At 66.6% G+C, this 15914-nt stretch carries 20 protein-coding genes; 2 read left to right on the top strand and 18 right to left on the bottom strand.

Annotated elements, in window-relative coordinates:
- Nucleotides 1-2: 2 nt before the first annotated feature.
- From rplV to rpsJ, 7 genes are read right to left on the bottom strand one after another with little or no spacing between them, the layout of a single operon-like run.
- The gene (gene rplV / locus IE160_RS01080; RefSeq protein WP_100823532.1) at nucleotides 3-404 is read right to left on the bottom strand and encodes a 50S ribosomal protein L22; all 402 of its coding nucleotides are present in this window, start codon (nucleotides 402-404) and stop codon (nucleotides 3-5) included.
- A gap of 28 nt (nucleotides 405-432) precedes the next feature.
- Nucleotides 433-714 (bottom strand): 30S ribosomal protein S19, encoded by a 282-nt coding sequence (rpsS, locus tag IE160_RS01075; protein WP_100823533.1) that lies wholly within the window; start codon nucleotides 712-714, stop codon nucleotides 433-435.
- 15 nt (nucleotides 715-729) lie between these two features.
- Entirely contained in the window at nucleotides 730-1566 is an 837-nt protein-coding gene (gene rplB, locus IE160_RS01070; RefSeq protein WP_152582692.1) for a 50S ribosomal protein L2, read from the bottom strand.
- Between the two features lie 19 nt (nucleotides 1567-1585).
- Nucleotides 1586-1897 (bottom strand): 50S ribosomal protein L23, encoded by a 312-nt coding sequence (rplW, locus tag IE160_RS01065; RefSeq protein WP_152582693.1) that lies wholly within the window; start codon nucleotides 1895-1897, stop codon nucleotides 1586-1588.
- A complete protein-coding gene (rplD, locus tag IE160_RS01060; protein WP_179872983.1) occupies nucleotides 1894-2541 on the bottom strand; it encodes a 50S ribosomal protein L4 in 648 nt (215 codons plus the stop codon). The genes rplW and rplD overlap by 4 nt, the downstream gene beginning before the upstream one ends.
- Before the next feature lie 5 nt (nucleotides 2542-2546).
- Nucleotides 2547-3197 (bottom strand): 50S ribosomal protein L3, encoded by a 651-nt coding sequence (gene rplC / locus IE160_RS01055; RefSeq protein WP_179872982.1) that lies wholly within the window; start codon nucleotides 3195-3197, stop codon nucleotides 2547-2549.
- 11 nt (nucleotides 3198-3208) lie between these two features.
- Nucleotides 3209-3517, bottom strand: a complete 309-nt coding sequence (gene rpsJ, locus IE160_RS01050; RefSeq protein WP_047561503.1) for a 30S ribosomal protein S10 — start codon at nucleotides 3515-3517, stop codon at nucleotides 3209-3211.
- A gap of 861 nt (nucleotides 3518-4378) precedes the next feature.
- Here rpsJ and cmtR point away from each other — a divergent pair.
- Both cmtR and IE160_RS01040 read left to right on the top strand, forming a co-directional pair.
- On the top strand, nucleotides 4379-4738 hold the full coding sequence (gene cmtR, locus IE160_RS01045; protein WP_191151406.1) for a Cd(II)/Pb(II)-sensing metalloregulatory transcriptional regulator CmtR: 360 nt from the start codon (nucleotides 4379-4381) through the stop codon (nucleotides 4736-4738).
- Nucleotides 4735-5388 carry a cation diffusion facilitator family transporter gene (locus IE160_RS01040; RefSeq protein WP_191151405.1) on the top strand — a complete coding sequence of 218 codons (654 nt, stop codon included), beginning with the start codon at nucleotides 4735-4737 and terminating at the stop codon, nucleotides 5386-5388. Before cmtR ends, IE160_RS01040 begins: the two co-directional genes overlap by 4 nt.
- 6 nt (nucleotides 5389-5394) lie before the next feature.
- Here IE160_RS01040 and IE160_RS01035 read toward each other — a convergent pair whose 3' ends face one another.
- The 11 genes from IE160_RS01035 to IE160_RS00985 all read right to left on the bottom strand — a co-directional run bounded on the left by IE160_RS01035 (nucleotide 5395) and on the right by IE160_RS00985 (nucleotide 15910).
- Nucleotides 5395-6579, bottom strand: a complete 1185-nt coding sequence (locus tag IE160_RS01035; protein ID WP_191151942.1) for an IS30 family transposase — start codon at nucleotides 6577-6579, stop codon at nucleotides 5395-5397.
- Nucleotides 6580-6671: 92 nt separating this feature from the next.
- Entirely contained in the window at nucleotides 6672-6983 is a 312-nt protein-coding gene (locus tag IE160_RS01030) for a hypothetical protein (protein ID WP_191151404.1), read from the bottom strand.
- A gap of 130 nt (nucleotides 6984-7113) precedes the next feature.
- Entirely contained in the window at nucleotides 7114-8307 is a 1194-nt protein-coding gene (gene tuf / locus IE160_RS01025) for an elongation factor Tu (protein WP_179872980.1), read from the bottom strand.
- A 112-nt stretch (nucleotides 8308-8419) separates the two neighbouring features.
- Nucleotides 8420-10534, bottom strand: coding sequence for an elongation factor G (fusA, locus tag IE160_RS01020; RefSeq protein ID WP_191151403.1), 2115 nt, complete (start codon nucleotides 10532-10534; stop codon nucleotides 8420-8422).
- A gap of 71 nt (nucleotides 10535-10605) precedes the next feature.
- Nucleotides 10606-11076, bottom strand: a complete 471-nt coding sequence (gene rpsG / locus IE160_RS01015; protein WP_100823539.1) for a 30S ribosomal protein S7 — start codon at nucleotides 11074-11076, stop codon at nucleotides 10606-10608.
- Nucleotides 11076-11450, bottom strand: coding sequence for a 30S ribosomal protein S12 (gene rpsL / locus IE160_RS01010; protein WP_152582702.1), 375 nt, complete (start codon nucleotides 11448-11450; stop codon nucleotides 11076-11078). The genes rpsG and rpsL overlap by 1 nt, the downstream gene beginning before the upstream one ends.
- A gap of 283 nt (nucleotides 11451-11733) precedes the next feature.
- The gene (locus IE160_RS01005) at nucleotides 11734-12597 is read right to left on the bottom strand and encodes a hypothetical protein (RefSeq protein ID WP_179872978.1); all 864 of its coding nucleotides are present in this window, start codon (nucleotides 12595-12597) and stop codon (nucleotides 11734-11736) included.
- A 98-nt stretch (nucleotides 12598-12695) separates the two neighbouring features.
- Nucleotides 12696-13364: a hypothetical protein gene (locus IE160_RS01000; RefSeq protein WP_191151402.1), complete on the bottom strand. Its 669-nt coding sequence runs from the start codon at nucleotides 13362-13364 to the stop codon at nucleotides 12696-12698.
- Nucleotides 13361-14026: a hypothetical protein gene (locus tag IE160_RS00995; RefSeq protein WP_191151401.1), complete on the bottom strand. Its 666-nt coding sequence runs from the start codon at nucleotides 14024-14026 to the stop codon at nucleotides 13361-13363. The genes IE160_RS01000 and IE160_RS00995 overlap by 4 nt, the downstream gene beginning before the upstream one ends.
- A complete protein-coding gene (pilM, locus tag IE160_RS00990) occupies nucleotides 14023-15072 on the bottom strand; it encodes a type IV pilus assembly protein PilM (protein WP_191151400.1) in 1050 nt (349 codons plus the stop codon). Before pilM ends, IE160_RS00995 begins: the two co-directional genes overlap by 4 nt.
- 10 nt (nucleotides 15073-15082) lie before the next feature.
- The gene (locus tag IE160_RS00985; protein WP_191151399.1) at nucleotides 15083-15910 is read right to left on the bottom strand and encodes a prepilin peptidase; all 828 of its coding nucleotides are present in this window, start codon (nucleotides 15908-15910) and stop codon (nucleotides 15083-15085) included.
- Nucleotides 15911-15914: the final 4 nt, after the last annotated feature.

The following is a 15914-nucleotide window of genomic DNA, read 5'->3' as shown; positions in this document are numbered from 1 at the left end:
GTCTACTTGCTCGCCTTCTTCTTGCTCGTGCTCGAGCCCGCGGCGGTCAGCTCATCCGGCGTCGCGAGGACGATCGTGATGTGGCTGGTGCGCTTGAGGATGCGGAACGCCCGACCCTGGGCGCGCGGCTGGAACCGCTTGAGGGTCGTGCCCTCGTCGACGAATGCGCGGGACACATAGAGGTCCTGCTCGTCGAGGAAGGAGTTCGCTGCATCCGCCTTCACCCGTGCGTTGGCCATGGCCGACGCGACGAGCTTGTATACGGGCTCGCTCGCACCCTGGGGTGCGAACTTCAGGATGGCCAGGGCCTCGAGGGCCTGCTTGCCGCGGATCAGGTCGACGACGCGACGAGCCTTCTGAGGCGTCACGCGGATGTGTCGCACGCGGGCGATCGACTCCACCATGTGTATCTCCTCTTCAACCGTCCCCGCGTTAGCGGCGACGACCCTTCTTGTCGTCCTTCTCGTGTCCACGGAAGGTGCGGGTGGGCGCGAACTCGCCGAGCTTGTGCCCGACCATGGTCTCGGTCACGAACACGGGGATGTGCTTGCGACCGTCGTGCACGGCGATGGTGTGGCCGAGCATCGCGGGCACGATCATCGATCGGCGCGACCAGGTCTTGATGACGTTCTTGCTGTTGGCCTCGTTCTGCGTGAACACCTTGCGAAGCAGGTGGTCGTCGACGAAGGGGCCCTTCTTGAGACTGCGTGGCATCTTTTTCGACTCCTACTAGCGCTTCTTGCCAACGGTGCGGCGGCGGACGATGAGCTTGTCGCTCTCCTTGTTGGGGCGACGCGTGCGGCCCTCGGCCTGGCCCCAGGGGCTGACCGGGTGACGTCCACCGGACGTCTTGCCCTCTCCACCACCGTGCGGGTGGTCGACCGGGTTCATGGCGACACCGCGGACGGTCGGGCGCACGCCCTTCCAGCGCTTGCGACCGGCCTTGCCCCAGTTGATGTTCGACTGCTCGGCGTTGCCGACCTCGCCGATCGTGGCGCGGCAGCGCGCGTCGACGTTGCGGATCTCGCCCGAGGGCAGACGCAGCTGGGCGTAGGGGCCGTCCTTGGCGACAAGACGCACCGAGGCGCCGGCCGAGCGGGCCATCTTCGCGCCGCCACCGGGGCGGAGCTCGATGGCGTGCACGACAGTACCCACGGGGATGTTGCGCAGCGGCAGGTTGTTGCCCGGCTTGATGTCAGCCGAGGGGCCCGACTCGATGATGTCGCCCTGCGAGAGCTTGTTCGGCGCGAGGATGTAGCGCTTGGTGCCGTCCACGAAGTGCAGGAGCGCGATGCGCGCCGTGCGGTTCGGGTCGTACTCGATGTGCGCGACCTTCGCGTTGACGCCGTCCTTGTCGTTGCGACGGAAGTCGATCATGCGGTACTGGCGCTTGTGGCCACCACCGATGTGGCGCGTCGTGATGCGACCCGAGTTGTTGCGGCCACCCGTCTTGGGCAGCGGCTTGAGCAGCGACTTCTCGGGGGTCGAGCGCGTGATCTCGGCGAAGTCCGAGACCGACGAACCGCGACGACCGGGGGTCGTGGGCTTGTACTTGCGAATAGCCATGGTGTCTGTCCTTCCGGGCCTAGCCGACAGCCGTGAAGATGTCGATCGAGCCGGACTTCAGGGTCACGATCGCGCGCTTGGTGTCCTTGCGCTTTCCTGTGCCGAAGCGGGTGCGACGGGTCTTGCCCGTGCGGTTGAGCGTGTTGACCGACGCGACCTTGACGCCGAAGATCTTCTCGATCGCGAGCTTGATCTCCGACTTGTTCGCGCGGGGGTCCACGATGAAGGTGTACTTGCCGTCATCGATGAGCGCGTAGCTCTTCTCGCTCACGACGGGCGCGATGATGACATCGCGGGGGTCCTTGTTCTGGGCGACCTCGTGGACGCTCATGCGCTGACCTCTTCCTTCTTGGTCTTGGCCGTCACGAAGGCCTCGAACGCGGTCGTCGTGAAGACGATGTCGTCGCTGACCAGCACGTCGTAGGCGTTGAGCTGGTCGGGGCTGATGACGTGCAGGTTGCGCAGGTTGCGCACGCTCTTGAGGTTGACGTCATCCCCGCGCTCGATGACGACGAGCACGTTGCGGCCCGAGGCGACGGCGGCGAGCGTGGATGCTGCTGCCTTCGTCGAGGGCGTGTCCGAGCCGAACGACTCGACCACGTGCAGGCGGTCGCCACGAGCGCGATCCGAGAGCGCACCGAGGAGTGCTGCTGCGATCATCTTCTTGGGGGTGCGCTGCGCGTAGTTGCGCGGCGTCGGCCCGTGGACGATGCCACCACCAGTCATCTGAGGAGCGCGGATGGAGCCCTGACGAGCGCGGCCCGTGCCCTTCTGCTTGAAGGGCTTGCGGCCGGCACCGGAGACCTCGCCACGACCCTTGGTCGAGTGCGTGCCCTGGCGCGCGGCAGCGAGCTGGGCCACGACGACCTGGTGCAGCAGCGGCACGTTGGTCTGGACGTCGAACAGCTCGGCGGGCAGGTCGACCGATCCGGTCTTCTTGCCTGCGGCGTCGACGACGTTGAGAGAAGCAGCCATGGCGATCACGCCTCCTTCACGGCGTTGCGGACGAACACGAGGCGGCCGCGAGCACCGGGAACGGCGCCCTTGACGAGCAGGAGTCCCTTCTCGAGGTCGACCGAGTGCACGGTGAGGTTGAGAACTGTCACGCGGTCGCCGCCCATGCGACCCGCCATGCGCATGCCCTTGAAGACGCGGCTGGGGGTCGAGCTGGCACCGATCGAGCCGGGCTTGCGGTGGTTGCGGTGCGAACCGTGCGAGGCCGAGACGCCCTTGAAGTTGTGGCGCTTCATGACGCCCGCGAAACCCTTGCCCTTGCTCGTGCCGACGACGTCGACGCGCTGGCCGGCCTCGAAGATGTCGACCGCGAGCTCCTGACCGGGCGTGTACTCGCCGGCGTCGGCGGTACGCACCTCGGTGAGGTGACGGCGCGGCGTGGAGCCGGCCTTCTCGAAGTGGCCGCCGAGGGGCTTCGTGACCTTGCGCGGGTCGATGGCACCGTAGGCGATCTGCACCGCCGCGTAGCCGTCGACCTCGGGGGTACGGACCTGCGTCACCACGTTGGGAGCGATCTCGACAACGGTGACGGGGATGAGTGTGTTGTTCTCATCCCACACCTGGGTCATGCCGAGCTTGGTGCCCAGCAGTCCCTTGGTCGTCTTGGTAGCAGACATTGTCGGATTCCTTAGAGCTTGATCTCGATGTTGACGTCGGCGGGCAGGTCGAGTCGCATGAGCGAGTCGACGGCCTTCGGCGTCGGGTCGATGATGTCGATGAGCCGCTTGTGCGTGCGCTTCTCGAAGTGCTCGCGGCTGTCCTTGTACTTGTGGGGCGACCGGATGACGGCGATCACGTTCTTCTCCGTCGGCAGCGGGACGGGGCCCACCACAGTGGCTCCCGCACGCGTCACGGTGTCGACGATCTTGCGCGCCGATGCATCGAGACCGGCGTGATCGTAAGACTTCAGCCGGATGCGGATCTTCTGTCCCGCCATGCTCAACTCTCTTCCTTCTTAGGTCGGTGCGCACCCTGTCGGGCGCGCACTCCTGCGGAGCGCTCGTGAGAGGTCGCACCACTGTTCTTCTGTCAAACGTCAACCGGACTGCCGCTGCCGCACGCGAGGTCTCCCTCTCGCGCGACATTCTCGGCGGCCGCGATCTCCGCTCAGGTCACCGACCCCCGCGCTCGGGCGTGTCGCCTTCGCCAGGCACAGAGGTATCCCTGTGCCAAGTGGTTGTCGGTTTAAGCTGTGTTCTTCTGCCCGCGGCCTAGGCTCATCGCGAGCCGCTGTCGATCACTCGATGCGGCGCTCGTCCTATGCACTGCCTGGCAGTGAGCCGCGCACTAGCACGGCGTGTGGAACTAGAAGAGTCTGCCACACCGATAGCCCCCCTGCAACTCGGGCGTGTCGCCTGAAGGCGAGGCCATTTCTGGCCTCGCCGGCGACAGCGCCCCGGCCGCCGTCCCGGCGGGCGGTTGTCGGCCTGAGCAGCACAGGCTCGCCGTCCCGGCGGTCGGTTGTCGGCCTGAGCAGCACAGGCTCGCCGCCCCGGCGGGCGGTTGTCGGCCTGAGCAGCACAGGCTCGCCGTCCCGGCGGGCGGTTGTCGGCTCTACACCTGGACCGGCGGGGCACTGCGCGGGATCGTGCGGGGCCCGAGGATGGCCAACTCCACCACCAGCACGGCGACGACCCCGCTCACGAGCAGCACTGCTCCCGCCGCGACGGCAATACCGACGAGCAGCAGCTCCCATCCGCCCCCTCCCGAGGACGGGCGAATTCAGATGATCGTCGCAACACGGCGGAGAGATAAGCGTAGCTCGACGTAAGTTCATCGAGAGCTGTATAGTCATCGAATGCTGACTATTGCTTCTCGTCTCGATGTAATGAACCGGCTCGGTCGAGCGATGGCCGATCCAAGCCGTTCGCGGATTCTCATGTCTCTGCTGCAAGGCCCGAGCTATCCAGCCGTGCTGTCGCGTTCGCTCGAGCTGTCTCGTTCCAACGTCTCGAACCACCTGACGTGTCTCCGCGACTGCGGGATCGTGGTGGCGGAACCTGAGGGGCGCCAGACGCGCTACGAGATCGCGGACCCGCACCTGACAGCAGCGTTGACCGCGCTTGTTGAGGCGACGCTCGCGGTCGATGAGAACGCGCCGTGCGTGGACTCGTCGTGCACTGTTCCGGGTTGCTGCGGCGCGGGAGCAGGCGCATGAGCGCGGCGTTGACGACCGAACGACGGTCGACGCTGCACCGCCGCGTTCGCTTCATCGTCGGGTTCACGATCACGTACAACGTGATCGAAGCGATCGTCGCGATCTGGGCCGGCGTTCTGGCATCGTCGGCGGCACTGATCGGGTTCGGGCTCGATTCCGTCGTCGAAGTGCTGTCAGCGGTCGCGATCGCCTGGCAGTTCACGAGGAAAGATCCCGAGCGATGGGAGAAGGTCACGGTCCGCGCCATCGGTCTGGCGTTCTTCGCCTTGGCGGCGTATGTCACCGTCGATGCCGTGACGAGCCTGATCAGTCAGGAAGGGCCCGAACACAGCCCGCTCGGGCTCGGGATCACCGCCCTGAGCTTGCTCGTCATGCCCCTGCTGGCATGGTTCGAGGTACGCACCGGGCGTGAACTCGACTCGAAGAGCGTGCTCGCGGACGCAAAGCAGCTGATCTTGTGCGTCTATCTCTCGGGTGCCGTCTTCATCGGGCTGATCCTGAACAGCCTGTTCGGCTGGTGGTGGGCCGACTCGGTGGCCGCCCTTGTGGTCGCCGTGCTCGCGATCCGCGAAGGTATCGAGGCCTGGCGCGGTGACGTCGAATCGCCGTTCGAGGTCCTCGAAGATCTCGACAAAGACGACAAAGACTGACGACGTTCAGGCAGCGACGTCCCAGATCCTCGCAAGACGCTCGGCTGGCGTGTCCCAACCGAGCGTCTTGCGGGGCCTCGTGTTCAGTTCATGGGCGACTCGGGCGAGCTCGGCCGGGCTGTGAAGCGACAGGTCGGTGCCTTTCGGGAAGTACTGGCGGAGCAGGCCGTTGGTGTTCTCGTTGCTACCTCGTTGCCAGGGTGATGCGGGGTCGCAGAAGTAGACCGGGATATCCGTCGCGACGGTGAACGCCTTGTGCTGGCCCATCTCGCTGCCCTGGTCCCAGGTCAAGGAGCGTCGCAGTTCGGCCGGCAAGGTTCCGATGCTCCTGACGAGCGCGTCTCGCATTGCCTCGGCACCGTGGTCGTTCGGGAGATGGACGAGCATCACGTATCTCGTGGTGCGCTCGACGAGTGTGCCGATCGCGGTCTTCTGGTTCTTTCCGATGATGAGGTCACCTTCCCAGTGGCCGGGAACGGCCCGGTCGGCAACCTCGGCCGGGCGGTCGCTGATCATGACCATCGGGTCCCGATATCGGGGCTGACGCTGTTGCGCCTGACGGCGCGACCTCCGGCGAGCCCGCCCGGTGCGCAGCGACCGATGAAGCTCACGGTGCAGCTCACCTCGACGCTGGACGTAGAGTGCAAGGTAGATCGTCTCGTGGGCCACGCGCATCTCTGGCCGATCAGGGAACTCACGGCGGAGCGTCCGGGCGATCTGCTCCGGGCTCCACCGCAGATCAAGCTTGCTCTGCACATACGTGCGGAGCTCAGCGTTCAGCGCGATCTTCCCGGGCTTGGGGCGCGGCCGACGGTCGTCGGCACGCGCCTGAGCTGCGTAGGGCCGGTACGAGCCAGTACCCGGGTGACTGTTCCTGCGGACCTCTCGGCTGATCGTCGACGGACTCCGATTCAGCTCTCGCGCGATCCTGCGGATCGACCACTTCGCCAACAAGCGGTCCGCGATAAAGACCCGATCCTGCTCACTGAGGTACCTCGACGACAAAGAAGGCCGGTACGGTCGCACCGCAATGGGTGCGACCGTACCGGCCTTCTTCTTGGTTCCACTAGTCCAGACGCCTGAGCGCCACCGCTTCGTCGTGCGATAGTTCACGCCGACGATTCTGGCGGCCTCAAGGAAGTCATAGCCATTCGCGACGAGCTCGAAGTACTTCGCGCGCTCAGCATGCAGTTTCCTCCGGCCCTGCGGGATCTGCCGATCCTGACGAATCTCGAACACGAGCAACTCCTGAAGAACTCAGGTGTTGCGACGATCACAAGAACTCAAGACGCAACCGTCACGATCGCCAGCACCCCCACGTTGATGATCACGGCGACGACGAGGCTCAGGATGTGCGTGCCGATCCGCCAGCCCACGGCGCGATACCGGTGCGCGATCGAGCCGATGATGAGCATGATCGCCCAGAGCACGAGGGCGATGCCCAGCAGGCCGAAGAGGACCCTGGGCACCTGGTCGAGGAAGGTCCCCACGGGGTCCCCGGAGTCGGTCAGCGCGACGAGACCGAAGATGCTCCACGCCAGCAGGATCGTGAGCAGCAGCGTCACGCCGACTTCGAGGGTGACGCGTCCTGCCATGGTGCTCCTCCGCGCTCAGGGATGGTGTGCGGCTGAGCGTAGCGTGCCGAGCACGATCACCGGGAGGGGTTAACGACGGAGCGGGGACCGGGCCGAAGCCCGATCCCCGCTCTCGTGTGGAACTGAAGGACTACTTGAGAACCTTCGTGACCGTTCCGGCACCCACGGTGCGGCCACCCTCGCGGATGGCGAAGCCGAGGCCCTCCTCCATGGCGATGGGCTGGATCAGCTCGACCGTCATGTCGGTGGTGTCGCCGGGCATGACCATCTCGGTGCCCTCGGGCAGCGTGATGACGCCGGTGACGTCGGTGGTGCGGAAGTAGAACTGCGGGCGGTAGTTCGTGTAGAAGGGGTTGTGACGCCCACCCTCGTCCTTGGAGAGGATGTACGCGGTGCCCTCGAAGTTCGTGTGAGGGGTCACCGAACCCGGCTTCACGACGACCTGACCGCGCTCGACGTCCTCGCGCTTGGTGCCGCGGAGGAGAAGACCGCAGTTCTCGCCGGCCCACGCCTCGTCGAGCTGCTTGTGGAACATCTCGATACCCGTGACGATCGTCTTCTGCGTCGGGCGGATGCCGACGATCTCGACCTCGGCGTTGATCGCGAGAGTTCCACGCTCGGCGCGGCCCGTGACGACGGTGCCACGACCGGTGATCGTGAAGACGTCCTCGATCGGCATGAGGAACGGCTTGTCCTTGTCACGCACGGGGTCGGGGATCGACTCGTCCACGGCGTCCATGAGGTCGAGAACGGACTGAACCCACTTCTCGTCGCCCTCGAGCGCCTTGAGGCCCGAGACCTGGATCACGGGAGCGTTGTCGCCGTCGAAGCCCTGGCTGGCGAGGAGCTCGCGAACCTCGAGCTCGACGAGCTCGATGATCTCGGCGTCGTCCACCATGTCGGACTTGTTGAGCGCGACGAGCAGGTAGGGCACGCCGACCTGCTTGGCGAGGAGCACGTGCTCGCGCGTCTGCGCCATCGGGCCGTCGGTCGCCGCAACCACGAGGATCGCGCCGTCCATCTGCGCGGCACCCGTGATCATGTTCTTGATGTAGTCGGCGTGACCCGGGGCGTCGACGTGCGCGTAGTGACGCTTGGGGGTCTCGTACTCGACGTGCGAGATGTTGATCGTGATGCCGCGCTGACGCTCCTCCGGAGCCGAGTCAATCGAGGCAAAGTCACGCTGCACGTTGGTGGCCGAAGGGTACTTGTCAGCAAGCACCTTCGAGATCGCCGCGGTGAGCGTGGTCTTGCCGTGGTCGACGTGACCGATGGTTCCGATGTTGACGTGCGGCTTGGTCCGCTCGAACTTGGCCTTAGCCACTGTGGGTCCTCCTCAGGACTTGGTCGCAGGTTTCCTCTTGCAGTTGGATTCCCGCAGTTGGTTGATATCTATCGTACTGAAGGCTCTCAGCGAGCCCTCACGGGCAGGGCGATTACTCGCCCTTGTTCTTCTGGACGATCTCCTCGGCCACAGCCTTCGGGACCTCCGCGTAGCTGTCGAACGTCATCGAGTAGACGGCACGACCCGAGGTCTTCGACCGAAGGTCACCGACGTACCCGAACATCTCCGACAGCGGCACGAGGGCGCGAACGACCTTGACACCCGTTGCGTCCTCCATCGACTGGATCTGGCCGCGACGAGAGTTGAGGTCGCCGATGACGTCGCCCATGTACTCCTCAGGGGTGCGCACCTCGACCGCCATGAGCGGCTCCAGCAGCACGGGGCTCGCCTTGCGAGCGGCCTCCTTGTAGGCCATCGAACCGGCGATCTTGAACGCCATCTCCGAGGAGTCGACGTCGTGCGACGCGCCGTCGAGCAGCGTCGCCTTGACGCCCACCGTCGGGAATCCGGCGAGGACGCCGACCTGCATGGCGTCCTGGATGCCCGCGTCCACCGAAGGGATGTACTCGCGCGGAACGCGGCCACCGGTGACCGAGTTGACGAACTCGTAGCTCGTCTCCGGCGTCACCTCGAGAGGCTCGAGCATGATCTGGATCTTGGCGAACTGGCCCGATCCACCCGTCTGCTTCTTGTGGGTGAAGTCGAACTTCTCGATCGTCTTGCGGATCGTCTCGCGGTAGGCCACCTGCGGCTTGCCGACGTTCGCCTCGACGTTGAACTCGCGCTTCATGCGGTCGACGAGGATGTCGAGGTGCAGCTCGCCCATGCCCTTGATGACCGTCTGACCGGTCTCGGTGTTCTGCTCAGTGCGGAACGTCGGGTCTTCTTCAGCGAGCTTCTGGATGGCCGTGCCGAGCTTCTCCTGGTCGGCCTTGGTCTTCGGCTCGATGGCGACCTCGATGACCGGCTCGGGGAACGTCATGGACTCGAGGATGACCTGCTCGCTCGGGTCGCACAGAGTGTCGCCCGTCGTGGTGTCCTTGAGGCCGATGACCGCGTAGATGTGACCGGCGGTCACGCTCTCGACAGGGTTCTCCTTGTTGGCGTGCATCTGGAAGATCTTCCCGATGCGCTCCTTCTTGCCCTTGGTCGAGTTGATGACCTGCGACCCCGACTCGATGGTGCCCGAGTACACGCGAATGTAGGTGAGGCGACCGAAGAACGGGTGCACGGCGACCTTGAACGCGAGAGCGGCGAAGGGGTCGGTCGAGTCGGGGTGCCGCTCGACGATCTTCTCGGCATCGCGCACGTCGTGACCCTCGACCGCGGGAACATCCAGCGGCGACGGCAGGTAGTCGATGACGGCGTCGAGCATGGGCTGCACGCCGCGGTTCTTGAAGGCCGAACCGCAGAAGACCGGGTAGATCTCGCTGTTCACGGTCATCTTGCGGATCGCGCCCTTGATCTCCTCAGGCGTGAGCTCCTCGCCGCCGAAGAACTTCTCGAGCAGCGCGTCGTCGGACTCGGCGACAGTCTCGAGCAGCGCCTGGCGGTACTCGTTGGCCTTGTCGACGAGGTCGGCCGGGATCTCCTCGATCTCGTACTGGGCGCCCATCTTGACGTCGCCCTTGGAGTCTCCGCGCCACGTGAGGGCACGCATGTAGACGAGGTCGACGACACCTTCGAAGGTGTTCTCGAACCCGATGGGGATCTGCATGACGAGCGGCTTCGCGCCGAGGCGCTTGATGATCGTGTCGACCGTGAAGTAGAAGTCGGCGCCGAGCTTGTCCATCTTGTTGACGAAGCAGATGCGCGGCACGTCGTACTTGTCGGCCTGACGCCACACGGTCTCCGACTGGGGCTCCACGCCCTCCTTGCCGTCGAAGACCGCGACCGCACCATCGAGCACGCGGAGCGAGCGCTCCACCTCGACGGTGAAGTCGACGTGACCGGGCGTGTCGATGATGTTGATCTGGTGGTCGGCCCAGAAGCACGTCGTCGCGGCGGACGTGATCGTGATGCCGCGCTCCTGCTCCTGCGCCATCCAGTCCATCGTCGCGGCGCCGTCGTGCACCTCACCGATCTTGTGGGTGATTCCCGTGTAGAACAGGATGCGCTCGGTGGTCGTCGTCTTGCCGGCATCGATGTGCGCCATGATGCCGATGTTGCGGACCTTGTTCAGGTCGGTGAGCACGTCAAGTGCCACGGGGTTCCTCCGGTCAGGTTGAGGGGATTCGTGAGCGGGGCGGGCTGGCCGCCCCGCTCACGCGAAAAGTGCTACCAGCGGTAGTGAGCGAACGCCTTGTTCGACTCGGCCATCTTGTGGGTGTCTTCGCGGCGCTTGACCGCGGCGCCCAGGCCGTTGGAGGCATCCAGGATCTCGTTCATGAGACGCTCGGTCATCGTCTTCTCGCGACGAGCCTTCGCGTAGCTGGTCAGCCAGCGCAGCGCGAGAGTGTTCGCGCGGTGCGGCTTGACCTCGACGGGCACCTGGTAGGTCGAGCCACCGACGCGGCGACTGCGCACCTCGAGGGTGGGGCGCACGTTGTCGAGAGCCTTCTTGAGCACGACGACGGCGTCCTGGCCGCTCTTCGTGCCGACGCCCTCGAGCGCGCCGTAGACGATGCGCTCGGCGAGGCCCTTCTTGCCGTCGAGGAGGATCTTGTTGACGAGCTGGCTGACGATCGGGGCGCCGTAGACGGGGTCTGCGACGACGGGGCGCTTGGGCGCGGGTCCTTTACGAGGCATTACTTCTTGTCCTTCTTCGCGCCGTAGCGGCTGCGGGCCTGCTGACGGTTCTTGACAGCCTGGGTGTCGAGGGCGCCGCGCACGATCTTGTAGCGCACGCCGGGGAGGTCCTTCACACGACCGCCGCGCACGAGCACCATCGAGTGCTCCTGCAGGTTGTGGCCCTCGCCGGGAATGTAGGCGGTGACCTCGGTGCCGTTGGAGAGCTTGACGCGGGCGACCTTGCGCAGAGCCGAGTTCGGCTTCTTGGGGGTCGTCGTGTAGACGCGCGTGCAGACGCCGCGCTGCTGGGGGTTGGCCTTGAGGGCGGGCGCCTTGGTCTTGACGACCTTCGGGCTGCGACCCTTGCGGACCAGTTGCTGAATTGTGGGCAAGATTGCTCCTCGTAAAGCTGCACGGTGACAGCGGTTGCGGTGGTGTTATGCCCCGACCGTGCTGTGCACGATGCGGGCTCACGCGAATCCGCCGGACTCCGCGATCGGTTCGCGGTGACGGATATGCCGTGGGGGTGTCGTGGACGGCCGCCGAGGCGGACTCCCGCGAGGGACCCGATTGTGGATGCTCGTCACTCGCGTTGCTCCGGCCACTTCCGTGGCACAGCGCAAGCGCGCGCCGAAGCACACACCTGCCCAAGAATAGCCGCAGTGCTCCTGCCGGTCAAACGGCAGTCTGCCCCCCGACCGACGCCCGGTGCGCCTCGAGGTCGCGCTGGTACGCCGCCCGTGCTTCCGCGTTGCGCGCGGTGACCGTGCGCCCGCGCTTGGCGACGAGCCCGCCGACCCAGATCGGGACCTCGCGCGCGGCGATGGCCGCGGCAAACCCGAGGGGGCTCGTGAGCTGCGCGAGCACGATCGAGCCCACGACGCTCGCCTCGGCACCGACGGCTCCCGCCATGATGAGCGCGGCGCCGATGAACGACACGTAGACGAGCACGGCGACGATGAAGCCGCCCAGCACGTGAGCCCACCATCCCGCTCGATTGACGATGATGACGAGCAGCAGGTAGCTCAGGGCGAAGACGATGACGGGCACCCAGTAGATGGGGGCCGCGAAGTACTGCAGCATCGCGCCAGCGGAGACGGGCGGCGCGATGATGCTCACGAGAAGCACCAGAGCGGCGTACACGGCGGCGAAGATGACGGCGCCGAGTAGGACGACGAGCGTGCCGACACCGCGGGCGCCCTTCTTCTTGGGCTCGGGCGGGGCGCTCACGTAGACGACCTTGGAGTCTGCCGCCGTCGCCGTGGGCTGCTCGGCCGTCGTCGACTGCTCAGCAGTGGCCGACTGCGCCGTGGTCGCGCTCGTGGTCGGCGCCTCCTCGACGGGGGCCTCCGGAGTCGCCGCCGGCCGCTCCTCGGCCGGAGTCGCGGGCTCAGCAGCGGCAGCGAGTGTCGAGTCATCACCCGCGGGCGCCGAGGACTGCGGGGCCGAACCCTGCTCCTCCTGCGAGACGTCCGCCGTGGCCGGCTTCTGCGAATCGGGGGTCGGATCCTGCTTGTCGGATGACGGTGTGCTGGTCATGACACGCTCCTGAGACGTCGACGATGCTGGCGGCTCACCCTAGCAAGGCGAGGTGACGCGATGCGAGGGTTCCGCACGTGGGCCCGCTTGGCAGGTGCTCAAGCGTCGCCTTCCGCGGGCGCCTCCTCCGCGTCCTCCGTCGGCTCCTCGGGCGTGGTGCCGTCGAGCGGCAGGACGCCGGGAGCGGGCTCGCCCGCAATCATGTACAGAATGATGGTGATCGTGGTGGAGCGCGCCTCGGGATCGGACCCCGCGCTGAAGGTGAAGCTCGGCACGACGGTGAAGCGGCCCGCCCTCTGCAGCGCGTCGATGTAGGCGAGCGTGGGCGGCAGCTCGCCGCCCACCGTGGCCACGACGTCCAGTTGCACGAGGGTGCCGGGAGGCACCTGCCCGAACTGATCAGGCACGAGGGTCGGATCCGCGGGCACGGGCTCATTGATCACAATGCTCTCCAGCGGGAGTCCCTCGCCGACTAGCTCGCGCAGGAACAACTCGACCGCGTCGGCGTACTCGGGGAGCTCGGGGAACTGCGCCTGCAATTCAGCGAGCTGCTGCTGGAAGTCCTCGAGCCGTTCGAAGTCGGCTTCGAGCTGGGCGAGAGTGGTGCGACTGAGCTGGTTCTGCGCGAGCACCGCTGCGCGCTCGGAATCGTAGCGCGCCATCTCTGCGAGTTTCGGCGCAGCCCCGAGGAACCACCCCAGGGCGACGATGGCGATGACCGCGATAATGGTCGCGAAGGTCCAGATGCGCGTGGATGGGGGGTTCACTCCGAGGCCTCCTGCTGAGTGAGGACGGCGCGGGAGAGGTTGAGCGTCACGGCCGTGAGGTACCCGTCCTCACCGCTGCCGGCGATCGAGTCGATGCTCGCGTCCGCATACCCCTCGAGCTGCTCCCACGCTCGCAACCAGCGAGAAGAGTCTGGTAGCCCACCAGTGGCGACCGTGAGGAGCACGGTCGCCGACCGTGCCGAGCGCAACGGCCCCTGCTGCGTGAGGGGAGCCTCGAACGGCGAGTTTCCCCGCACAGTGATGCCCTCGACGATCTCGTCCGAGCCGAGGATGGAGAGGAAGGGACGCAATTCCTCCTGCCACAGGACCTCGACGCCCGCGAGCGCCTCGCGCTGCGCGACGATGGCGGTCAGCCGATCCTGGATGCCGGTCACCTCACTGAACTCAAGCTGCTGCACGAGGAGCTGCTGGGTGATGGCGCGCTCCGCCTCGAGCCTCTGCTGGGCGGCCGCCGCGAGCCAGTACGAGCCGACGACTCCACCGACGACGACAACGAGCACGAACACGACCAGCGCGATGAGCCCGCGGCGCCGCGAACTCTCCCGGCGCCGGAGCGCGACTTCGGGTGGCATGAGCTGCGCGCGCGGAATGGCGCCGTAGATCAGAGGCGACGATGCGTCTCGCGATTGCTGTCGGCTCATGAGCGGCCTCCGATCGCGAGACCGATGGCTGTGGACCAGGACTGCAACCGTTCCTCGCTGACCTTGCCGCGCAGCGACCTCGAGAGGGTCACGGCGCCGAGCGGGTTCACGGGCACAACCGCGATGCGGGTCGACTCGGCGAGCGCGACGTTGAACCCACGCATCTGCATGGCGCCTCCCCCTGCGGAGAGGTGGTCGTACATCACCCCAGGCCGCACGCTCGCGAAGTACGCGAGCGTGTTGCGCACCGCGGTGAGCAATTCGCTCGTCGACTCGTGGATGACCTCGGCTGCCCGCCGCTGCTCGTCGGTGTGCGCGAGCGGCGAGAGGCCCAGCTCGCGCTTGAGGCCCTCGGCATGCTCACGCGAAACGCTCAGACGGCTCATGAGCGCCCGCGTCGTGTCGTCGCCGCCGGCCGGCACGATGCGGATGAACTGGGGCACACCGGCCTGCACGATGACGATCGTCATCGCGTTGGCCCCGATGTTCATGTGTACGGCGTAGCCCTCCGTGGGCGAGGAGAGAGCGTGAACGCGCGTCGTCGCGAAGGGCAGGAGGTCCATGCTCACCGCCGTGAGGCCCGCCATCGTCACGGCGGTGATATTCGTCGTGACCGCCTGCTTGAAGGCGGCGACGAGTAGGCCGTTGACCGCGGGGCCCGACTCGCTCTGGGTCTCGCCGATCGGGTAGTAGTCGAGCACAGCGTCGCTCACGGGCACGGGCAAGAGGTCCTGCACCTGGAACGGGAGCGACTCCTTGATCTGCGCGAGCGGCATGCGGGGCACGGTGAGGTCGCGCACGATCACGCTCTGCCCGCCGATGCCGAGTGCGACGTCCTTCGTGCGGAACCCCCCTGCTGCCCACAGGCGCTTGAAGGCGGAGGCGAGCGTGTGCACCTCGATCACGTCGCCGCGCTTGACGGAACCCTCGGGGAGGGGCACCTCGTGGGCGCGCACGATGGTCGGCTTCGCCTTGGCGGCATCATCGAGCTCGACCGCGCGCAGCGTGGTGCTGCCGATGTCGACTCCGACTACTGGCCCCGTCATAGTTCGCCTCTCACTCCAGCCCGAACGCGGCCAGGTAGCCGCGTGCGATCGGTTCACCGAACAGGATGCCCACCCACGCTCCTGCCAGCATCCACGGCCCGAAGGGGATTCCGGTGGTGCGACGCGCCCGACGGACGAGGATGAGGATCACTCCGTACAGTCCGCCGAGCAGGAAGGCGGCAAGCGCACCCACCGCCAGAGCATCCCACCCGAACCAGCCGAGGAAGAGGCCGAGCACCCCGGCCAGCTTGACGTCGCCCAAGCCCATGCCGCGCGGCGAGATCAGCGCAAGAACCAGGTAGAGGGCGAAGAGGATGCCCGCGCCCGCGGCTGCGCGCGCGAGGCTCACAACATCCCCGCTCGCGACCGCGGCCACGCTAAAGGCGGCGGAACCCACCGCGTAGGCGGGGAGCACGATGCTGTTGGGCAGCCGGTGCACGTCGAGGTCGATCGCCGCGAGCGCGATGGAGATAGCTGCGAGGTACAGGAGCGCAGCGAGCACGACGACGTCCGCCGTGAGCCGCACGGCCGACGCGGCGGCATCCAGTTGCGGCCCGAGCACGGCCGTGATGACGACGAAGGCGACCGCCGCGCCGAGCTCTATGAGCGGATATCGCGCCGAGATCGGCGCGCCGCAGTCGCGGCACCGTCCCCGCAGGAGGAGCCACGAGAGCACGGGGATGTTGTCATGTGCGCGCACGGGCGCCGAGCACGCTGGACACGCGCTCGGAGGGTGCACGATCGAGAGCCCCGCGGGCACACGATAGATCACGACGTTCAGGAACGATCCGATGATCGCGCCGAGCAGGCCAGCGAACGCCGGCAGAAGGGTCGCCATGGCG

It is taken from the genome of Chryseoglobus sp. 28M-23 (genome assembly GCF_014789785.1).
GTDB classification, from domain to species: Bacteria; Actinomycetota; Actinomycetes; order Actinomycetales; family Microbacteriaceae; genus Microcella; species Microcella indica.
This window is presented reverse-complemented; position numbering and strand designations above follow the sequence as displayed.

Bases quoted from the DNA above. Each gene is read 5' to 3' on its own strand.
- rplV (WP_100823532.1), bottom strand. From the start codon at position 404: ATGGTGGAGTCGATCGCCCGCGTGCGACACATCCGCGTGACGCCTCAG.
- rpsS (WP_100823533.1), bottom strand. From the start codon at position 714: ATGCCACGCAGTCTCAAGAAGGGCCCCTTCGTCGACGACCACCTGCTT.
- rplB (WP_152582692.1), bottom strand. From the start codon at position 1,566: ATGGCTATTCGCAAGTACAAGCCCACGACCCCCGGTCGTCGCGGTTCG.
- rplW (WP_152582693.1), bottom strand. From the start codon at position 1,897: ATGAGCGTCCACGAGGTCGCCCAGAACAAGGACCCCCGCGATGTCATC.
- rplD (WP_179872983.1), bottom strand. From the start codon at position 2,541: ATGGCTGCTTCTCTCAACGTCGTCGACGCCGCAGGCAAGAAGACCGGA.
- rplC (WP_179872982.1), bottom strand. From the start codon at position 3,197: ATGTCTGCTACCAAGACGACCAAGGGACTGCTGGGCACCAAGCTCGGC.
- rpsJ (WP_047561503.1), bottom strand. From the start codon at position 3,517: ATGGCGGGACAGAAGATCCGCATCCGGCTGAAGTCTTACGATCACGCC.
- cmtR (WP_191151406.1), top strand. From the start codon at position 4,379: ATGCTGACTATTGCTTCTCGTCTCGATGTAATGAACCGGCTCGGTCGA.
- IE160_RS01040 (WP_191151405.1), top strand. From the start codon at position 4,735: ATGAGCGCGGCGTTGACGACCGAACGACGGTCGACGCTGCACCGCCGC.
- IE160_RS01030 (WP_191151404.1), bottom strand. From the start codon at position 6,983: ATGGCAGGACGCGTCACCCTCGAAGTCGGCGTGACGCTGCTGCTCACG.
- rpsG (WP_100823539.1), bottom strand. From the start codon at position 11,076: ATGCCTCGTAAAGGACCCGCGCCCAAGCGCCCCGTCGTCGCAGACCCC.
- IE160_RS01005 (WP_179872978.1), bottom strand. From the start codon at position 12,597: ATGACCAGCACACCGTCATCCGACAAGCAGGATCCGACCCCCGATTCG.
- IE160_RS00995 (WP_191151401.1), bottom strand. From the start codon at position 14,026: ATGAGCCGACAGCAATCGCGAGACGCATCGTCGCCTCTGATCTACGGC.
- pilM (WP_191151400.1), bottom strand. From the start codon at position 15,072: ATGACGGGGCCAGTAGTCGGAGTCGACATCGGCAGCACCACGCTGCGC.
- IE160_RS00985 (WP_191151399.1), bottom strand. From the start codon at position 15,910: ATGGCGACCCTTCTGCCGGCGTTCGCTGGCCTGCTCGGCGCGATCATC.